The organism is Streptomyces sp. NPDC030893 (assembly GCF_055571535.1).
The window spans coordinates 84,705-99,766 of sequence record NZ_JBVIFC010000009.1 but is presented as its reverse complement, the minus strand read 5'-3'; the positions used below and the strand labels follow the sequence as shown (position 1 = coordinate 99,766).

Annotated in this window: 15 protein-coding genes; 7 read left to right on the top strand and 8 right to left on the bottom strand. The window is 73.1% G+C overall.

The genetic code is table 11. The features are described from left to right. Positions 1-14: 14 nt before the first annotated feature. Genes ACZ434_RS18730 through pdhA form a run of 3 tightly spaced genes read right to left on the bottom strand, consistent with a single transcriptional unit; the run spans position 15 to position 3,603 of the window. Positions 15-1,460: a dihydrolipoamide acetyltransferase family protein gene (locus ACZ434_RS18730; RefSeq protein ID WP_468457077.1), complete on the bottom strand. Its 1,446-nt coding sequence runs from the start codon at positions 1,458-1,460 to the stop codon at positions 15-17. Beyond that, entirely contained in the window at positions 1,460-2,464 is a 1,005-nt protein-coding gene (locus ACZ434_RS18725) for an alpha-ketoacid dehydrogenase subunit beta (RefSeq protein WP_468457075.1), read from the bottom strand. The genes ACZ434_RS18730 and ACZ434_RS18725 overlap by 1 nt, the downstream gene beginning before the upstream one ends. Beyond that, positions 2,464-3,603, bottom strand: coding sequence for a pyruvate dehydrogenase (acetyl-transferring) E1 component subunit alpha (gene pdhA / locus ACZ434_RS18720; RefSeq protein WP_468457073.1), 1,140 nt, complete (start codon positions 3,601-3,603; stop codon positions 2,464-2,466). The genes ACZ434_RS18725 and pdhA overlap by 1 nt, the downstream gene beginning before the upstream one ends. Before the next feature lie 185 nt (positions 3,604-3,788). On the opposite strand from pdhA, the gene ACZ434_RS18715 reads away from it, so the two are divergent. Next, a complete protein-coding gene (locus ACZ434_RS18715; protein ID WP_468457387.1) occupies positions 3,789-4,274 on the top strand; it encodes an Lrp/AsnC family transcriptional regulator in 486 nt (161 codons plus the stop codon). A gap of 38 nt (positions 4,275-4,312) precedes the next feature. Here ACZ434_RS18715 and ACZ434_RS18710 read toward each other — a convergent pair whose 3' ends face one another. Both ACZ434_RS18710 and ACZ434_RS18705 read right to left on the bottom strand, forming a co-directional pair. Further along, positions 4,313-4,903, bottom strand: a complete 591-nt coding sequence (locus tag ACZ434_RS18710; protein ID WP_468457071.1) for a TetR/AcrR family transcriptional regulator — start codon at positions 4,901-4,903, stop codon at positions 4,313-4,315. Beyond that, the gene (locus tag ACZ434_RS18705; RefSeq protein WP_468457069.1) at positions 4,900-6,414 is read right to left on the bottom strand and encodes a 3-hydroxyacyl-CoA dehydrogenase; all 1,515 of its coding nucleotides are present in this window, start codon (positions 6,412-6,414) and stop codon (positions 4,900-4,902) included. Before ACZ434_RS18705 ends, ACZ434_RS18710 begins: the two co-directional genes overlap by 4 nt. A gap of 161 nt (positions 6,415-6,575) precedes the next feature. On the opposite strand from ACZ434_RS18705, the gene paaN reads away from it, so the two are divergent. Continuing rightward, positions 6,576-8,267, top strand: a complete 1,692-nt coding sequence (gene paaN, locus ACZ434_RS18700; protein ID WP_468457067.1) for a phenylacetic acid degradation protein PaaN — start codon at positions 6,576-6,578, stop codon at positions 8,265-8,267. A 10-nt stretch (positions 8,268-8,277) separates the two neighbouring features. On the opposite strand, the gene ACZ434_RS18695 is transcribed toward paaN, so the two are convergent. The 3 genes from ACZ434_RS18695 to ACZ434_RS18685 are packed head-to-tail and all read right to left on the bottom strand — an operon-like array spanning position 8,278 to position 11,130. Further along, positions 8,278-9,063 (bottom strand): TrmH family RNA methyltransferase, encoded by a 786-nt coding sequence (locus ACZ434_RS18695; protein WP_468457065.1) that lies wholly within the window; start codon positions 9,061-9,063, stop codon positions 8,278-8,280. A 10-nt stretch (positions 9,064-9,073) separates the two neighbouring features. Further along, entirely contained in the window at positions 9,074-10,321 is a 1,248-nt protein-coding gene (locus ACZ434_RS18690) for an HTTM domain-containing protein (protein WP_468457063.1), read from the bottom strand. Next, the gene (locus tag ACZ434_RS18685) at positions 10,318-11,130 is read right to left on the bottom strand and encodes a DUF5819 family protein (RefSeq protein ID WP_468457061.1); all 813 of its coding nucleotides are present in this window, start codon (positions 11,128-11,130) and stop codon (positions 10,318-10,320) included. The genes ACZ434_RS18690 and ACZ434_RS18685 overlap by 4 nt, the downstream gene beginning before the upstream one ends. A gap of 304 nt (positions 11,131-11,434) precedes the next feature. Between ACZ434_RS18685 and paaA the strand changes: the two genes are divergently transcribed. From paaA to paaE, 5 genes are read left to right on the top strand one after another with little or no spacing between them, the layout of a single operon-like run. Beyond that, positions 11,435-12,448: a 1,2-phenylacetyl-CoA epoxidase subunit PaaA gene (gene paaA, locus ACZ434_RS18680; RefSeq protein ID WP_468457059.1), complete on the top strand. Its 1,014-nt coding sequence runs from the start codon at positions 11,435-11,437 to the stop codon at positions 12,446-12,448. After that, the gene (gene paaB / locus ACZ434_RS18675; protein ID WP_391962669.1) at positions 12,445-12,732 is read left to right on the top strand and encodes a 1,2-phenylacetyl-CoA epoxidase subunit PaaB; all 288 of its coding nucleotides are present in this window, start codon (positions 12,445-12,447) and stop codon (positions 12,730-12,732) included. Before paaA ends, paaB begins: the two co-directional genes overlap by 4 nt. Further along, entirely contained in the window at positions 12,729-13,466 is a 738-nt protein-coding gene (gene paaC / locus ACZ434_RS18670) for a 1,2-phenylacetyl-CoA epoxidase subunit PaaC (RefSeq protein ID WP_468457056.1), read from the top strand. The genes paaB and paaC overlap by 4 nt, the downstream gene beginning before the upstream one ends. Further along, on the top strand, positions 13,460-14,002 hold the full coding sequence (paaD, locus tag ACZ434_RS18665) for a 1,2-phenylacetyl-CoA epoxidase subunit PaaD (protein WP_468457053.1): 543 nt from the start codon (positions 13,460-13,462) through the stop codon (positions 14,000-14,002). Before paaC ends, paaD begins: the two co-directional genes overlap by 7 nt. After that, a complete protein-coding gene (paaE, locus tag ACZ434_RS18660) occupies positions 14,002-15,054 on the top strand; it encodes a 1,2-phenylacetyl-CoA epoxidase subunit PaaE (RefSeq protein WP_468457051.1) in 1,053 nt (350 codons plus the stop codon). The genes paaD and paaE overlap by 1 nt, the downstream gene beginning before the upstream one ends. Positions 15,055-15,062: the final 8 nt, after the last annotated feature.

Here is a 15,062-nt window from a genome sequence, read left to right as displayed (position 1 = left end):
AGCCCACGGCCCACTCACAGTGTCCGCAGCAGCACCGCCGGTTGCTCCACGCAGTCCGCCACATGGCGCAGGAAGCCTCCTGCCGTACCGCCGTCGCAGACCCGGTGGTCGAAGGTGAAGGAGAGCTGCACGACCTGCCGCACCGCCAGCTCGCCCTCGTGCACCCACGGCTTGGGGACGATGCGGCCGACGCCGAGCATGGCGGCCTCGGGGTGGTTGATGATCGGTGTGGAGCCGTCGACGCCGAACACGCCGTAGTTGTTCAACGTGAAGGTCCCGCCCGTGAGTTCCGCGGGCGTCAGCGTCCCGGCCCGGGCCGCCTCGGTCAGCCGGGCGAACTCCGCGGTGAGCGACTCGGCGTCCCGCGTGTGCGCGTCCCGGACGACGGGGACGACGAGCCCCCGGTCGGTCTGCGCGGCGAAACCCAGGTGCACACCGTCGTACCGGACGATCTCCCTGGCCCCGGTGTCCACCGAGGAGTTGAGCTCGGGGAAACGGGCGAGCGCGGCGGTGCAGATCCGGGCCAGCAGCGCGAGGACGGAGATCTTCGGGCCGCCGGCGGCGTTCATGGCGGCCCGCGCGCGCATCAGTTCGGTGGCGTCGGCGTCCACCCAGCAGGTCGCGTCCGGTATCTCCGTACGGCTGCGGGACAGTTTGTCGGCGACGGCGCCCCGGATGCCCTTGAGGGGGACGCGGGTGACGCCCGGGGTGCCCGCGGGGGCGGCGGCCGGGGCCGGGGTGGCCCGGGTGCCCGGTCCGTCGGCCGCCGCCTCCGTACGGCCCTGGGCGGCGGCGGCACGCAGCGCGTACTCCACGTCCGCCCGGAGGATCAGCCCGTCGGGTCCGGAGCCGGTCATCTCCCGCAGATCCAGGCCGTTCTGCCGGGCCAGCCTGCGGACCAGGGGGGAGATCACCGGCACCGGTCCGTCCGCGGCGGCACCGGAGGGGCGGGACGGGGCGCCGGCGGGCTCCGCGGTCCTGACCTGCCCGTTCATCGGACGGGCGGCGGGTGCGGGAGGCACCGCCTCCCCCGGGCGCACCCGGCGGCGCCGGGCCGGTGCCTCGGAGGTGCCGTAGCCGACCAGGACATTGCCGGAGCCCTCGGTGGCCGGCCCCTTGCCCCGCGCGCCCGAGGCGTCCGCGGTGTCCGGGGCAGCGGCGGTGTCCGGGGTGTCCGCCGTGTCCGTGCCGCCGGCCCTGCGGCCCTCGGCCGTCTCCCCCACCGCCACGGTCAGCAGCGGGGCGCCGACGGGCAGTTCCGTGCCCTCGGCGCCGAAGCGGGCGGTGACCACACCGCCGTAGGGGCAGGGCACCTCCACCATCGCCTTGGCCGTCTCCACCTCGACGACCGGCTGATCCACGTCGACGACGTCGCCGACCTCGACCAGCCAGCGCACGATCTCCGCCTCGGTGAGCCCCTCACCGAGGTCGGGCAGCTTGAACTCCAGCACCTGTGCCATCAGCTCTCGGCCTCCCACTGCAGGCGCCCCACGGCGTCCAGGATCCGGTCCACACCGGGCAGGTGGTGGCGCTCCAGCATCGGCGGCGGATACGGCAGGTCGAACCCGGCCACACGCAGCACCGGCGCCTCCAGGTGGTGGAAGCAGCGCTCCGTGACCCGGGCCGCGATCTCCCCGCCCGGGCCGCCGTAGCCACCCGACTCGTGGACGACGACCGCGCGTCCCGTCCGCCGCACCGAGGCGCACACCGTCTCGTCGTCGAACGGCACCAGGGAGCGCAGATCGACGACCTCGAGGTCCCAGCCCTCGGCCCGGGCCGCCTCGGCCGCCTCCATGCAGACGGGTACGGACGGCCCGTAGGTGATGAGCGTGGCGCTCCGGCCGGAGCGCCGCACCACCGCACGGCCTATGGGTTCAACGGCCGCCGGCTCCTCGGGGTTCCAGGCGTCCTTCGACCAGTAGAGCCGCTTGGGCTCCAGGAAGACGACCGGGTCGTCGGAGGCGATGGCCGCCCGCAGCAGGCCGTAGGCGTCCGGGACCGTCGCGGGCATGACGACATGGAGCCCCGGGGTCGCCATGTAGTACGCCTCGGAGGAGTCGCTGTGGTGCTCCACGCCGCCGATGCCGCCGCCGTACGGCACGCGGATGGTGAGGGGCAGGGGCATCGTCCCGCGCGTGCGGTTGCGCGTCTTCGCCACGTGCGAGAGGAGCTGTTCGAACGCCGGGTAGGCGAACGCGTCGAACTGCATCTCCACGACCGGACGCAGCCCGTACATGGCCATGCCCACCGCCGTGCCCAGGATGCCCGCCTCGGCCAGCGGCGTGTCCGTGCAGCGGTCCTCGCCGAACTCCTTGGCGAGTCCGTCGGTGATCCGGAAGACACCGCCGAGGGCGCCGACGTCCTCGCCCATGACGTGCACGGACGGGTCGGCGGCCATGGCGTCGCGCATCGCGCGGTTGAGGGCCTGCGCCATGGTGGCCGGCTTGGCGGCGACGGTGGTCATCACTGCGCCCCTTCCGGTTCGGCCTCGGCCGCCAGCTCGGCCCGCAGCTGCTCCCGCTGCTCCACCAGCTGAGGGGTGGGCTCGGCGTAGACGTGCGCGAAGAGGTCCATGGGGTCGAGCGCGGGGTCCTGGTTCATCCGGGCCCGCAGGTCGGCGGCCATCGCCTCGGCGTCCTGACGGGCGGTCTCGGCACCGGCCTCGTCGAGCAGTCCGCGCCCGGTCAGCTCCCGCTCCAGCAGCACGACCGGGTCGTGCCGCCTCCAGGTCTCCACCTCGGCGTCGCCCCGGTAGCGGGTCGCGTCGTCGGCGTTGGTGTGGGCCTCCACGCGGTACGTGATCGCCTCGACCAGGGTCGGGCCGCCGCCCGCGCGGGCGCGGCGTACGGCGTCGGCGAGGACCTCGTGCACGGCGGCGGCGTCGTTGCCGTCGACCAGGCGGCCGGGCATGCCGTAGCCGACGGCCTTGTGGGCCAGCGACGGTGCCGCGGTCTGCTTGGCGAGCGGTACCGAGATGGCGAAGCCGTTGTTCTGCACGAGGAAGACCACCGGTGCCTGCCAGACGGCGGCGAAGTTCAGCGCCTCGTGGAAGTCGCCCTCGCTGGTGCCGCCGTCGCCGACCATGGCGAGCGCGACCACGTCGTCGCCCTTGAGGCGGGCCGCGTGCGCGAGACCGACGGCGTGCGGCAGCTGGGTGGCGAGCGGAGTGCTCAGCGGGGCCACGCGGTGCTCGTGGGGGTCGTAGCCGGTGTGCCAGTCGCCGCGCAGCAGCGTGAGGGCCTCCACGGGGTCCACCCCCCGGGCCACGACGGCGAGGGTGTCGCGGTAGCTCGGGAAGAGCCAGTCGCGCTCCTCGAGCACGAGGGCGGCGGCGACCTCGCAGGCTTCCTGGCCGGTGCTGGAGGGGTAGACCGCGAGACGGCCCTGCTTGGTGAGGGCGGTGGCCTGCGCGTTGTAGCGGCGGCCCTTCACCAGCTCCGCGTACAGCCGGCGCAGCAGCTCCGGGTCGGCCTCGGCGGCCGCCTCGGTGCCGAGCACGCGGTACGGCTCCGCGTCGGGCAGCAGCGGCGCGGGGTCGGTACGGGGCTGCCAGGCGGGCGGCGGGGTCGGCCGGTAGGCCCCCCGCTGCTCCATGACCGTCATGACGGCACCTCCTCGTGAGAAGACGGAGGCACGGCGTCTGTGACGCGCCTCACCAACCGATTGTTCGGTCGCCGGCACATTTTGGCTACGGGTGGCACCAGGCTGTGGACAAACGGTTCTCCACAACCTGAGATGGATGCAGTACGTCCACGGCGGAGAGGTGGGGGCGGGTGGCATCTGAACAAATGGCCGAGGGCCAGGAGGGGACGGTGCCGCTGCCTCCCGCGCGGCCCCTGGACGCGATCGACCAGGACATCCTGCGGATGCTCCAGGCGGACGGCCGCGCGTCCATACGCTCGGTCGCCGAACGGGTGCACGTCTCCCGCGCGAACGCGTACGCGCGGATCAACCGGCTCGTCGAGGACGGCGTCATCCGGGGTTTCGGAGCCCGCGTCGACCACGAGCGGGCCGGTCACGGAACATCCGCGTACATCACCCTGAAGATCGTGCAGAACACCTGGCGCACGGTCCGCGAGCAGCTCAGACAGCTTCCCGGCGCCTCGCACATCGCCCTGGTGGGCGGGGATTTCGACGTGCTGCTGCTGGTGCACACGCCCGACAACCGGACGCTGCGCGAGCTGGTGCTGACCCGGCTCCAGGCGATCCCCGAGGTGCTGAGCACGCGCACCCTGCTGGTGTTCGAGGAGGAGGACCTCGAACCGCAGGGGTGAGGGGCCCCGGGGACGGCCGGGTGGGGTGGCCGGGGGCCTCAGAGGGCCTTGCGCAGCCCTCCGAAGGCCAGCTGCACCACCGCGTCGGCCACCTCGCGCTCGTTCATGCCGCGCCCGTCCGGCCGGTACCACTCCACGATCGAGTTGATCATCCCGAAGACCAGCCGGGTCACCAGGCGCACCTCTATGTCCTCGCGCACGTCCCCGTCTGCCGCCGCCGCCTTCAGCAGCCCCGCCACCCGGTGGTCGAACTCGCGCCGCCGCTCCAGCGCCCACCGCTCGGTGTCCGTGTTGCCGCGCACCCGCAGCAGCAGCGTCACGTACGGGAGCTCGGCGATCAGCACCTCCACCATGCGCCGTACGACGTATTCCAGCCGTTCCGCGGCGCGGCCCACGCGCGCGTGTTCCTCCTCCAGGATCCCGAAGAGCCCGTCCAGTGCCCGGCTCACCGCGCGGCGCAGCAGTTCCTCCTTGCCGGCCACGTGGTGGTAGATCGACGACTTGGAGATGCCGGCCGCCCTGGAGAGGTGCTCCATGGAGGTGCCGTCGTAGCCGCGTTCGTTGAACACCTGGACGGCGACGGACAGCAGCGTCTCCGGGGTGTAGGTGTCGCGCTTGGCGGTGGTCATGGGGTGTCCTCCCTCGTGGGGGCGGCGCACGCGTACCGGTAGAGCGCGAGGGACGGGGCGTAGCGGCCGGACGGGTCGATCCCGTGGAGTTCGTCGAGCAGGGCACCGGCCCAGCCGCGGCCCAGGCGGCGGCTCCACTCGAAGGGGCCGAGGGGGTAGTTCACACCCAGTCGCATCGCGGTGTCGACGTCGTCCTCGGTGGCGACTCCCTTGGCGACGGCGTCGACCGCGAGGTCGATGATCCGGGCCACCGTCCGCGCGACGATCATTCCGGGGACGTCCCCGATGACGCTGACCTTCTTGCCGAGCGCCTGGAACAGGCCGGTGGCCTCGGCGACGGTCCGCGCGGAGGTGTCCTGGCAGTGCGACAGGGCGACGCGCGAGGCCGTGCGGTAGTCGAGGGCGAGGTCGAAGTAGACCACGTCAAGGAACTCCACCGAGGCCTGGCCGTCGGCGAGCACCAGCTGGCCGCCGCCGGGCAGCACCAGGCGGGTGCCCTCGTCCTCGTCCTCCTCGCGCACCTCGATCCCGGCCTCGCGGATCAGGGCGAGCAGCTCCGAGGCGGGCCCCAGATCACCCTGGGCGACGACGTACGCGGGCGGCCCGGCGGGCTCGGCGGTGTGCGGCTCGGGGCGTTCGGCGCCCTCCGCGTAGTCGTACCAGCCCCGGCCGCTCTTGCGTCCGAGGCGGCCGGACTCGACCAGCCGGCGCTGGGCCAGGGACGGAGTGAAGCGCACGTCCTGGAAGAAGGACTGCCACACCGAGTGGGTGACGGACTCGTTGACGTCCTGCCCGATGAGGTCGGTCAGCTCGAAGGCCCCCATGCGGAAGCCGCCGCACTCGCGCAGCACCGCGTCGACGGTGGCCGGGTCGGCGCCCTGCGACTCGTACACCGCGAAGGCCTCGGCGTAGAAGGGCCGGGCGATCCGGTTGACGATGAAGCCGGGGGTGTCGGCGGAGGCGACGGGCGTCTTGCCCCAGGCGCGGGCCGTCTCGTACGCGCGTGTGGCGCAGGTGACGTCGGTGGCGAACCCGGAGACCACCTCGACGAGCGGCAGCAGCGGCGCGGGGTTGAAGAAGTGCAGGCCCACGAAGCGTCCGGGCAGACGCAGGGCGCCGCCGATCGCCGTGACGGACAGCGAGGAGGTGTTGGTGGCGAGCAGACAGTCGTCGGGGACGACGTCCTCCAGCGCCCGGAACAGCTCCTGCTTGACGTCAAGACGCTCCACGACGGCTTCCACGACCAGGGAGCAGCCGGCGAGCCCGCCAAGTTCGTCGACGGGCCGCAGCCGGGCCCGCGCCGCGTCCCGCTCGGCGGCGGTGAGGCGCTCCTTCTCCACCAGCCGGTCGAGCCGCGCGCCGATCGCGCCGGCCGCCTGACGGGCCTGGCCCGGGACGGCGTCGTACAGCCGCACGGGATGGCCCGCGACCAGCGCGACCTGGGCGATTCCCTGGCCCATGGTGCCGGTGCCGACCACGGCCACGGGACTGCTGAGGTCGAGTGCTGTCATGTGCGCGATCCTCCCGCACGGGGTTTTCCACAGATGCGGCGGACCCCCTTGTCCCGACCGATCGTTCGGTTACCCTAACCCTGACCGCCCATTCCTGACTACGTTTCCGCACAGGTCCATGAGCTCGACGACGAGTTCCTGAGACGAGGAGTTGGTCCCGCATGGCCGCCGAACTCACGGCGCACGAGCTGATCGCCCGCCACCGTCCCACCCTGGACCAGGCACTGGAAGCGATCCGCACGCGCGCGTACTGGTCCCCGCACCCCGAGCACCCCAAGGCGTACGGGGAGAACGGCAGCCTGGACATGGCCGCGGGGAAGGCCGCCTTCGACGCCCTGCTCGGCACCCGCCTCGACCTCGGCCAGCCGGGCACGGACGGCTGGGTCGACGGCGAGACCTCCCCGTACGGCATCGAGCTGGGCGTGAGCTATCCGCACGCGGACCCGGACGAGCTGCTGCCCGCGATGAAGGCCGGGATGCGCGCCTGGCGGGACGCGGGCGCGCAGACCCGCGCGGTGGTCTGCCTGGAGATCCTGAAGCGGATCAGCGACCGGACGATGGAGTTCGCCCAGGCGGTCATGCACACCTCCGGCCAGGCGTTCATGATGGCGTTCCAGGCCGGCGGCCCGCACGCGCAGGACCGCGGCATGGAGGCGGTGGCCTACGCCTACGCGGAGCAGACCCGCACGCCGGACACGGCGGAGTGGACCAAGCCGCAGGGCAAGCGCGACCCGCTCGCGCTCACCAAGGAGTTCGTCCCCGTCCCGAGGGGCGTCGCCCTGGTCATCGGCTGCAACACCTTCCCGACGTGGAACGGCTACCCGGGACTGTTCGCCTCCCTGGCCACCGGCAACGCGGTCCTGGTCAAACCGCACCCCCGCGCGGTGCTGCCGCTGGCGCTCACCGTCCAGGTGGCCCGCCAGGTGCTCACCGAGGCCGGCTTCGACGCGAACCTGGTCGCGCTGGCCGCCGAGCGGCCCGGCGAGGGCATCGCCAAGAGCCTCGCGACCCGCCCGGAGATCCGGATCATCGACTACACCGGCTCCACCGAGTTCGGCGACTGGCTGGAGCACAACGCCCGCCAGGCCCAGGTGTACACCGAGAAGGCCGGCGTCAACACGGTGATCGTGGAGTCGACCGGCGACTACAAGGGGATGCTGGCCAACCTGGCGTTCTCGCTGTCGCTCTACAGCGGCCAGATGTGCACCACCCCGCAGAACCTGCTCGTCCCGCGCGAGGGCGTCACCACCGACCAGGGCCCCAAGTCCTTCGACGAGTTCGCCGCCGACCTGGCGAAGGCGGTCGACGGCCTGCTCGGCGACGACGCGCGGGCGAACGCGCTGCTGGGCGCGATCGTCAACCCGGACGTCAAGGCGCGCCTGGAGGCCGCCGCCGGTCTCGGCGAGGTCGCCCTCGCCTCCCGCGAGATCGCCCACCCGGAGTTCCCGGGCGCGGTGGTGCGCACACCGGTGATCGTGAAGCTGGACGGTTCCAAGCCGGACGCCGAGGCCGCCTACCTGAGCGAGTGCTTCGGCCCGGTCTCCTTCGCCGTCGCCGTCGACTCGGCCGGTGACGCGGCGGAGCTGCTGCGGCGCACGATCCGTGAGAAGGGCGCCATGACGGTCGGCGCCTACACGACCTCGCCGGAGGTCGAGGAGACGGTGCGCGAGGTCTGTCTGGAGGAGGCCGCCCAGCTCTCCCTGAACCTCACCGGCGGGGTGTACGTCAACCAGACGGCCGCCTTCTCCGACTTCCACGGCTCCGGCGGCAACCCGGCGGCGAACGCGGCCCTGTGCGACGGCGCGTTCGTGGCCAACCGGTTCCGGGTGGTCGAGGTCCGCCGGGAGGCGTAGGACGCCGTTCTCAGGAGGGTGCGCCCCCGGTGGCGCTCCAGTGGTACAGCGTCATGGCCACACTGGTGGCGAGGTTGTAGCTGGAGACCTGGGGGCGCATCGGCAGCGCCACCAGATGGTCGGCCCGCGCGCGCATCCCGGGCGACAGTCCGCTGCGCTCGGAGCCGAAGGCGAGCAGCGCGTCGTCCGGCAGCTTCAGCGCGCGGATGTCCTCGCCCTCCGGGTCGAGCGCGAAGACCGGCCCCGGCGGCAGCTCGTCCACGGTCAGCCGTTCCACGGCGGTGGCGAAGTGCAGCCCCGCCCCGCCGCGCACGACCGTGGGGTGCCAGGGGTCGAGCGTGCCCGTGGTGACGACTCCGGTCGCCCCGAAACCGGCGGCCAGCCGGATCACCGCGCCCGCGTTGCCGAGGTTGCGCGGGTTGTCCAGGACCACCACGGGCGCGGTGCGCGGGCTGTGCGCCAGCTTCTCCAGGTTGCCCGCGCGGGAGGGGCGTACGGCCAGGGCCGCGACCGCGGTGGGATGCGGGCGGGGCACCAGCGAGGCGTACGTCCCGTGGGGCACCTCGGTGAGCAGCTCCGCCAGCGCCTCGCGGACGTCCCCGGCCAGCTCGTCGGCGAGGGCGAGCGCCGCGGCCCGGTCCGCGGTGAGCGCCATGCGCACCTCGGCCCCGAAGCGCACCGCGTGCTTGAGCGCGTGGAAACCGTCGAGCAGGACGGCGTCGCCGGCCAGACGGTGCCAGGCGGACACGGGGCCGGCCGGGTTCTCGGGTTCCGGGATGCGGGCGGGGTCGCTCATGGCGTGCAGCCTACGTGCGCGGGTCCGGCACTCCGCCCGGTACCGGGGCAGCCGCCGGCGGCGTCTCCCCGCCGGGGGGATCGGCAGGGCGGCGCGGCCCCGGGAGGGGCGTTCCGCTCCCGCGCGGGCGCAGCCGTCCCCACGCGCGTGCCGCCGGACGGCCCAGGCGGCGCAGGAAGGACGTCGGCAGGAAGACCGCGTCGGCCGCGATCATCGCCAGGGAGAAGAAGGGCAGTCCGAGCACGACGGCGATCACCGCGTGCTCGAAGATCATGAAGCTGAGCAGGACGTTCTTGACCCGCCGGTTGAACAGGGTGAACGGGAAGGCGACCTGCACGGCGACCGTCACGTAGGTCACCAGCATCACCATGGTGCCGCCGGCCGACAGCAGGTCCGCGAGGGCCGGCCAGGGGGAGAAATACTCCAGGTGGAGCGGGTAGTAGACGGCCGTGCCGTCCTGCCAGCGGGAGCCCTGGACCTTGTACCAGCCGGCCGTGGCGTAGATCAGACACGCCTCCGCCATGATCACCAGCAGTGCGCCGTTGTGCACGACGTTCGCGACGACGTCCAGCAGGATCCGCGGCTCACCGGTCCCCGCGCGGCGCCCGGCCAGCCACCACAGCGCCTGCGCGAGCCACACCGCCCACAGCAGCGCCGGTATGAACCAGTCGCCGTCCGTCCGGCCCGCGAGGGTCGCCGACAGCAGCAGGAAGCCCAGCACGCCCCACAGCGCCGGGCCGACCCGGTCCCGCGGCCGCTCCCCGCGCGCCCGCGCCCCGGCCGCCCGGCGGGCGCGCCGCGCGTCCAGCGACCAGACCTGGCCGCAGCGGGTGAAGACCAGGTAGATCGCCATCAGGTGCAGGACGTTGTCACCGCCGTCCCCCATGAACACACTGCGGTTCTGCAGCGACAGCACACCGACCATGAACAGCACCGACATGGTGCGGGTGCGCCAGCCCAGCAGCAGCAGGAGGCTCCACAGCACGGCCAGCGCGTAGACGGCCTCGAACCACAGCTGGCTGTCGGACCAGAGCAGCACCGTGAAGGCGTCGTTCGTCGCGACCAGCTGCTCGGCGAGCTCCCAGTCCCAGGGGCCGTCGGGACCGTAGAGCTCCTGGCGGTGGGGGAACTCGCGCAGCAGGAACAGCAGCCAGGTCAGGCTGAAGCCGATGCGGATCACCGCGGTCTGGTACGGGCCCAGCGCGGAGTCGGTGACGCGGGCGATGCCCCGGGAGAGGGCCAGGGAGAAGCGGTTCACCCGATGCCTCCCCGGGTCTCGTCCTCGGGCACCGGCCACCAGGGCAGGGTGCGGTACACGGGCGTGGTGGAGATCTCCTCCTCGCTCCAGTCCGGCGGCGGGATGTCGGTGGTGCGCGAGCGGACCTGCACGCGCTCGACGGCTCCGTCCGCACCGGCCGCGTCCGCGCGGTCGAGGCGCATCACCGTGATCCGGCGCAGGTAGGCCTCGGCCAGCGCCCCGCGCAGGCCCACCGTCCGGTTGTCGTCGTCGTGCGTCGAGAGGAAGAAGTCCCACGCGCGGCGCAGCTCGTTCTGCTGGGTGTGGCTGGGCAGCGGGTTGCCGTCGATGGCCCGGCCGTCCTGCGCGGACAGGTCGTACCAGCCGGTGGTCCGCGACGTTCCGTCCGCCGCGCGGATCTCCGCGCGCACCTGGACCGCGACGTTCTGCTGCAGGGGGTTCGGCGCGAACAGCTTCCAGTTCTGCTCGAACTCCGGGTAGATCCAGTCGTCGATCGTCTCGCGGTGCTGCTTGCTGACCGTGTTCGAGGGCGCGACGTGCAGGAACGCCATGCCGAGGTGCACACAGACGCCCACCGCGACGGCCGCGAGCACCAGCGCGGCGACGATCCGGTAGCGCAGGGAGAGGGCGGCCACGCCGGTACGGGGCTCGGCGGGCGGGACGGTCACCGGTGCGGACGTAAGGCTGTCGAGGGCCTCGGGGGCGGGCGGGTCCGCCGGGGGCGGCGGCGGGACGGGGTGCGGATCCCGCCCGGCGTCCCGCTCCGCAGGCCCGTGCCGGGCGTCCGAGCCCTTGTCGTACGCGTCCATTCCGCCCCGATCCGCCGTTCCCGGTCCGTCACTGCTTCCCACCCGGCCGCGAGGTCCCCTGCCGCCCCGCTCCCCGCTCCGCCGCGTCGCACGGAACGGTACTCAGCACCGGGCTCCCGGGCACAGTCCCCCTGCCCCGGTGACACGGGCGTCGCCGCACGCACGGTCCCTTGTCCACAGGCGGCACCCGCAGGTTATCCACAGCGGTTGACACCTCGCGGTGCCCGTCCCACCATGGAATCGCACGAACCGAACGATCGGTCGGGAGCGTGCTCCGGGAAACATCCAGGTCGAGGGGGACCTCATGGCGACAGCAGCCGCCCGCGATACGGCCGGCAGCCAGGCGTACGGCGCGACGGCCGGCACGGACGACACCGCCGTGCACGAGCGCGCCTTCGACGCGGCCGTCGCCGCCGACGAGCGGATCGAGCCGCGCGACTGGATGCCGGACGCCTACCGGGCCACGCTGGTCCGGCAGATCGCGCAGCACGCGCACTCCGAGATCATCGGCATGCAGCCGGAGGCCAACTGGATCACGCGCGCTCCCTCCCTGCGCCGCAAGGCGATCCTGATGGCGAAGGTGCAGGACGAGGCCGGGCACGGCCTGTATCTCTACAGCGCCGCCGAGACGCTCGGCACCAGCCGCGAAGAGCTGCTGGACAAGCTGCACTCCGGCCGCCAGAAGTACTCCTCGATCTTCAACTACCCGACGCTCACCTGGGCGGACGTCGGAGCGATCGGCTGGCTCGTGGACGGCGCGGCGATCACCAACCAGGTCCCCCTGTGCCGCTGCTCCTACGGGCCGTACGCGCGGGCGATGGTCCGCATCTGCAAGGAGGAGTCCTTCCACCAGCGCCAGGGGTACGAGCTGCTGCTGGCGCTCAGCAAGGGCACCCCGGAGCAGCAAGCCATGGCCCAGGACGCGGTGGACCGCTGGTGGTGGCCGTCGCTGATGATGTTCGGCCCGCCCGACGACGAGTCGCAGCACTCCGCGCAGTCGATGGCCTGGAAGATCAAACGGCACTCCAACGACGAGCTGCGCCAGCGCTTCGTCGACATCTGCGTCCCCCAGGCCGCCTCCCTCGGCCTCACCCTCCCCGACCCCGACCTGAAGTGGAACGAGGAGCGCGGACACCACGACTTCGGCGCGATCGACTGGACGGAGTTCCGGGACGTCCTCAAGGGCAACGGCCCGTGCAACGAACAGCGGCTGAGCCGGCGCAGGCGGGCCCACGAGGAGGGCGCCTGGGTCAGGGAAGCGGCAGCGGCCCACGCGGCCAGGCACAGCAACGGCGAGACAGGAGCTTCGCGAGCATGACCCACACCGACTGGCCCCTGTGGGAGGTCTTCGTGCGCTCGCGCCGGGGACTGTCCCACACCCACGCCGGCAGCCTGCACGCACCGGACGCGGAACTCGCCCTGCGCAACGCCCGCGACCTGTACACCCGGCGCGGCGAGGGCGTCTCGATCTGGGTCGTGCCGTCGTCCTCGATCACCGCCTCCTCGCCCGACGAGAAGGACCCCTTCTTCGAACCGGCCGCCGACAAGCCCTACCGGCACCCGACCTTCTACGAGATCCCCGAGGGGGTGCGGCACCTGTGACGACGACACCCACCGGGGACACCGCCGTGCCCACGGCCGCCGCGCTCGCCCTCGGCGACGACGCGCTGGTGCTCTCCCACCGCCTCGGCGAGTGGGCCGGCCACGCCCCCGTCCTCGAGGAGGAGGTGGCCCTCGCCAACATCGCGCTGGACCTGCTCGGCCAGGCCCGGGTGCTGCTGTCGATGGCCGGCGACGAGGACGAGCTGGCGTTCCTCCGCGAGGAGCGCGCCTTCCGCAACCTCCAGCTGGTGGAGCAGCCCAACGGCGACTTCGCCCACACCATCGCCCGCCAGCTGTTCTTCTCCGCCCACCAGTACCTGCTGTACGCGGAGCTGGCGGCCGGCGACGGACCGTTCGCGCCCCTGGCCGCCAAGGCCGTCAAGGAGACCGCCTACCACCGCGACCACGCCGAGCAGTGGACCCTGCGGCTCGGCGACGGCACCGACGAGAGCCACGCGCGGATGCAGCGGGCCGTGGACGCCCTGTGGCGGTACACCGGCGAGATGTTCCAGCCGGTCGAAGGCGTCGACGCCGACGCGACCCGCCTGGAGGAGGCCTGGCTGGAGCGGATCGGCGACGTGCTGCGCCGGGCCACGCTGACGGTGCCCGAGGGACCGCGCACGGGAGCGTGGGCGGCCGGCGCGGGCCGCCAGGGCCTGCACACCGAGCCGTTCGGCCGGATGCTCGCCGAGATGCAGCACCTGCACCGCAGCCACCCGGGGGCGGCATGGTGACCGCCACCCCGCTGGAGGCGGAACTCCTGGAGCTCGCCGGTTCGGTTCCCGACCCCGAACTGCCGGTGCTGACCCTGCGCGAACTGGGCGTCGTGCGCGCGGTGCACGCTCACGGGACGGACACCGTCGAGGTCGAACTGACCCCCACGTACACCGGCTGCCCGGCCGTCGAGGCGATGAGCCTCGACATTGAGCGGGTGCTGCGCGAGCACGGGGTGCGGGAGGTCACGGTGCGCAGGGTGCTCGCGCCGGCCTGGTCGACCGACGACATCACCGACGAAGGGCGCCGCAAACTGCGGGAGTTCGGCATCGCCCCGCCGCGCCCGGTGGCGGCCTCCCCCGGGCCGGTCCCGGTGGAGCTCGGGTCGACCCGCACCCGGTCCGAACCGTGCGCGGACGAGTTCGCCCCCGTCCACTGCCCGCACTGCGGATCGGCCGCGACCGAGCTGCTCAGCCGTTTCTCCTCCACCGCGTGCAAGGCGCTGCGCCGCTGCCTGGCATGCCGCGAACCGTTCGATCACTTCAAGGAGTTGTGATGGCCCGCTTCCACCGGCTCCGGGTGGCCGCGGTCGACCGGCTCACCGACGACTCCGTCGCCCTCACGCTCACCGTCCCCGCGCGGCTGCGCGAGGAGTACCGGTACGCGCCCGGCCAGCACCTGGCCCTGCGGCGCACCGCCGACGGCGAGGAGATACGCCGCACCTACTCCATCTGCTCCCCCGCACCCGACGGCGAGGCCCCGAGCACGCTGCGGGTCGGCGTGCGGCTGGTCGAGGGCGGCGCCTTCTCCACGTACGCGCTCAAGGAGATCGGCCTCGGTGACGAGCTGGAGGTGATGACCCCCGCCGGCCGCTTCACACTCACGCCCGCCCCCGGCCGGTACGCGGCGGTCGTCGGCGGCAGCGGCATCACCCCGGTGCTGTCGATCGTCTCCACCCTCCTCGCCCGCGAACCGGAGGCGAGGTTCTGCCTGATCCGCAGCGACCGGACGGCCGCCTCCACGATGTTCCTGGAGGAGGTCGCCGACCTGAAGGACCGCTACCCCGAGCGACTGCAGCTGGTCACGGTGCTCTCCCGTGAGGAGCAGCAGGCCGGGCTGCCGTCCGGGCGGCTGGACCGGGAGCGGCTGACCGGGCTGCTGCCGGCGCTGCTGCCCGTGGAGCAGGTGGACGGCTGGTTCCTGTGCGGGCCGTACGGGCTGGTCGAGGGCGCCGAGCGGGCGCTGCGCGGGCTGGGCGTCGACCGGTCCCGCATCCACCAGGAGATCTTCCACGTGGACGCGGCGCCCGTCTCCACCGCACCCGCCCCCGCCGACAGCACGGTCACCGCCCGGCTCGACGGACGCGGCGGCACCTGGCCCGTCCGGGCCGGGGAGTCCCTGCTGGACACGGTGCTGCGCAACCGGCCCGACGCGCCCTACGCCTGCAAGGGCGGGGTGTGCGGGACCTGCCGCGCCTTCCTCGTCTCGGGCGAGGTGCGGATGGACCGCAACTTCGCGCTGGAGTCGGAGGAGACGGAGGCCGGTTACGTCCTGGCCTGCCAGTCCCGTCCGGTGACGGAGAGGGTGGAGCTGGACTTCGACCGGTAGGGGGGCCG

Excerpts from the sequence above, each read along its gene's own strand:
- ACZ434_RS18730 (WP_468457077.1), bottom strand. The coding sequence starts at position 1,460 with ATGGCACAGGTGCTGGAGTTCAAGCTGCCCGACCTCGGTGAGGGGCTC.
- ACZ434_RS18725 (WP_468457075.1), bottom strand. The coding sequence starts at position 2,464 with ATGACCACCGTCGCCGCCAAGCCGGCCACCATGGCGCAGGCCCTCAAC.
- pdhA (WP_468457073.1), bottom strand. The coding sequence starts at position 3,603 with ATGACGGTCATGGAGCAGCGGGGGGCCTACCGGCCGACCCCGCCGCCC.
- ACZ434_RS18715 (WP_468457387.1), top strand. The coding sequence starts at position 3,789 with ATGGCCGAGGGCCAGGAGGGGACGGTGCCGCTGCCTCCCGCGCGGCCC.
- ACZ434_RS18710 (WP_468457071.1), bottom strand. The coding sequence starts at position 4,903 with ATGACCACCGCCAAGCGCGACACCTACACCCCGGAGACGCTGCTGTCC.
- ACZ434_RS18705 (WP_468457069.1), bottom strand. The coding sequence starts at position 6,414 with ATGACAGCACTCGACCTCAGCAGTCCCGTGGCCGTGGTCGGCACCGGC.
- paaN (WP_468457067.1), top strand. The coding sequence starts at position 6,576 with ATGGCCGCCGAACTCACGGCGCACGAGCTGATCGCCCGCCACCGTCCC.
- ACZ434_RS18695 (WP_468457065.1), bottom strand. The coding sequence starts at position 9,063 with ATGAGCGACCCCGCCCGCATCCCGGAACCCGAGAACCCGGCCGGCCCC.
- ACZ434_RS18685 (WP_468457061.1), bottom strand. The coding sequence starts at position 11,130 with ATGGACGCGTACGACAAGGGCTCGGACGCCCGGCACGGGCCTGCGGAG.
- paaA (WP_468457059.1), top strand. The coding sequence starts at position 11,435 with ATGGCGACAGCAGCCGCCCGCGATACGGCCGGCAGCCAGGCGTACGGC.
- paaB (WP_391962669.1), top strand. The coding sequence starts at position 12,445 with ATGACCCACACCGACTGGCCCCTGTGGGAGGTCTTCGTGCGCTCGCGC.
- paaD (WP_468457053.1), top strand. The coding sequence starts at position 13,460 with ATGGTGACCGCCACCCCGCTGGAGGCGGAACTCCTGGAGCTCGCCGGT.
- paaE (WP_468457051.1), top strand. The coding sequence starts at position 14,002 with ATGGCCCGCTTCCACCGGCTCCGGGTGGCCGCGGTCGACCGGCTCACC.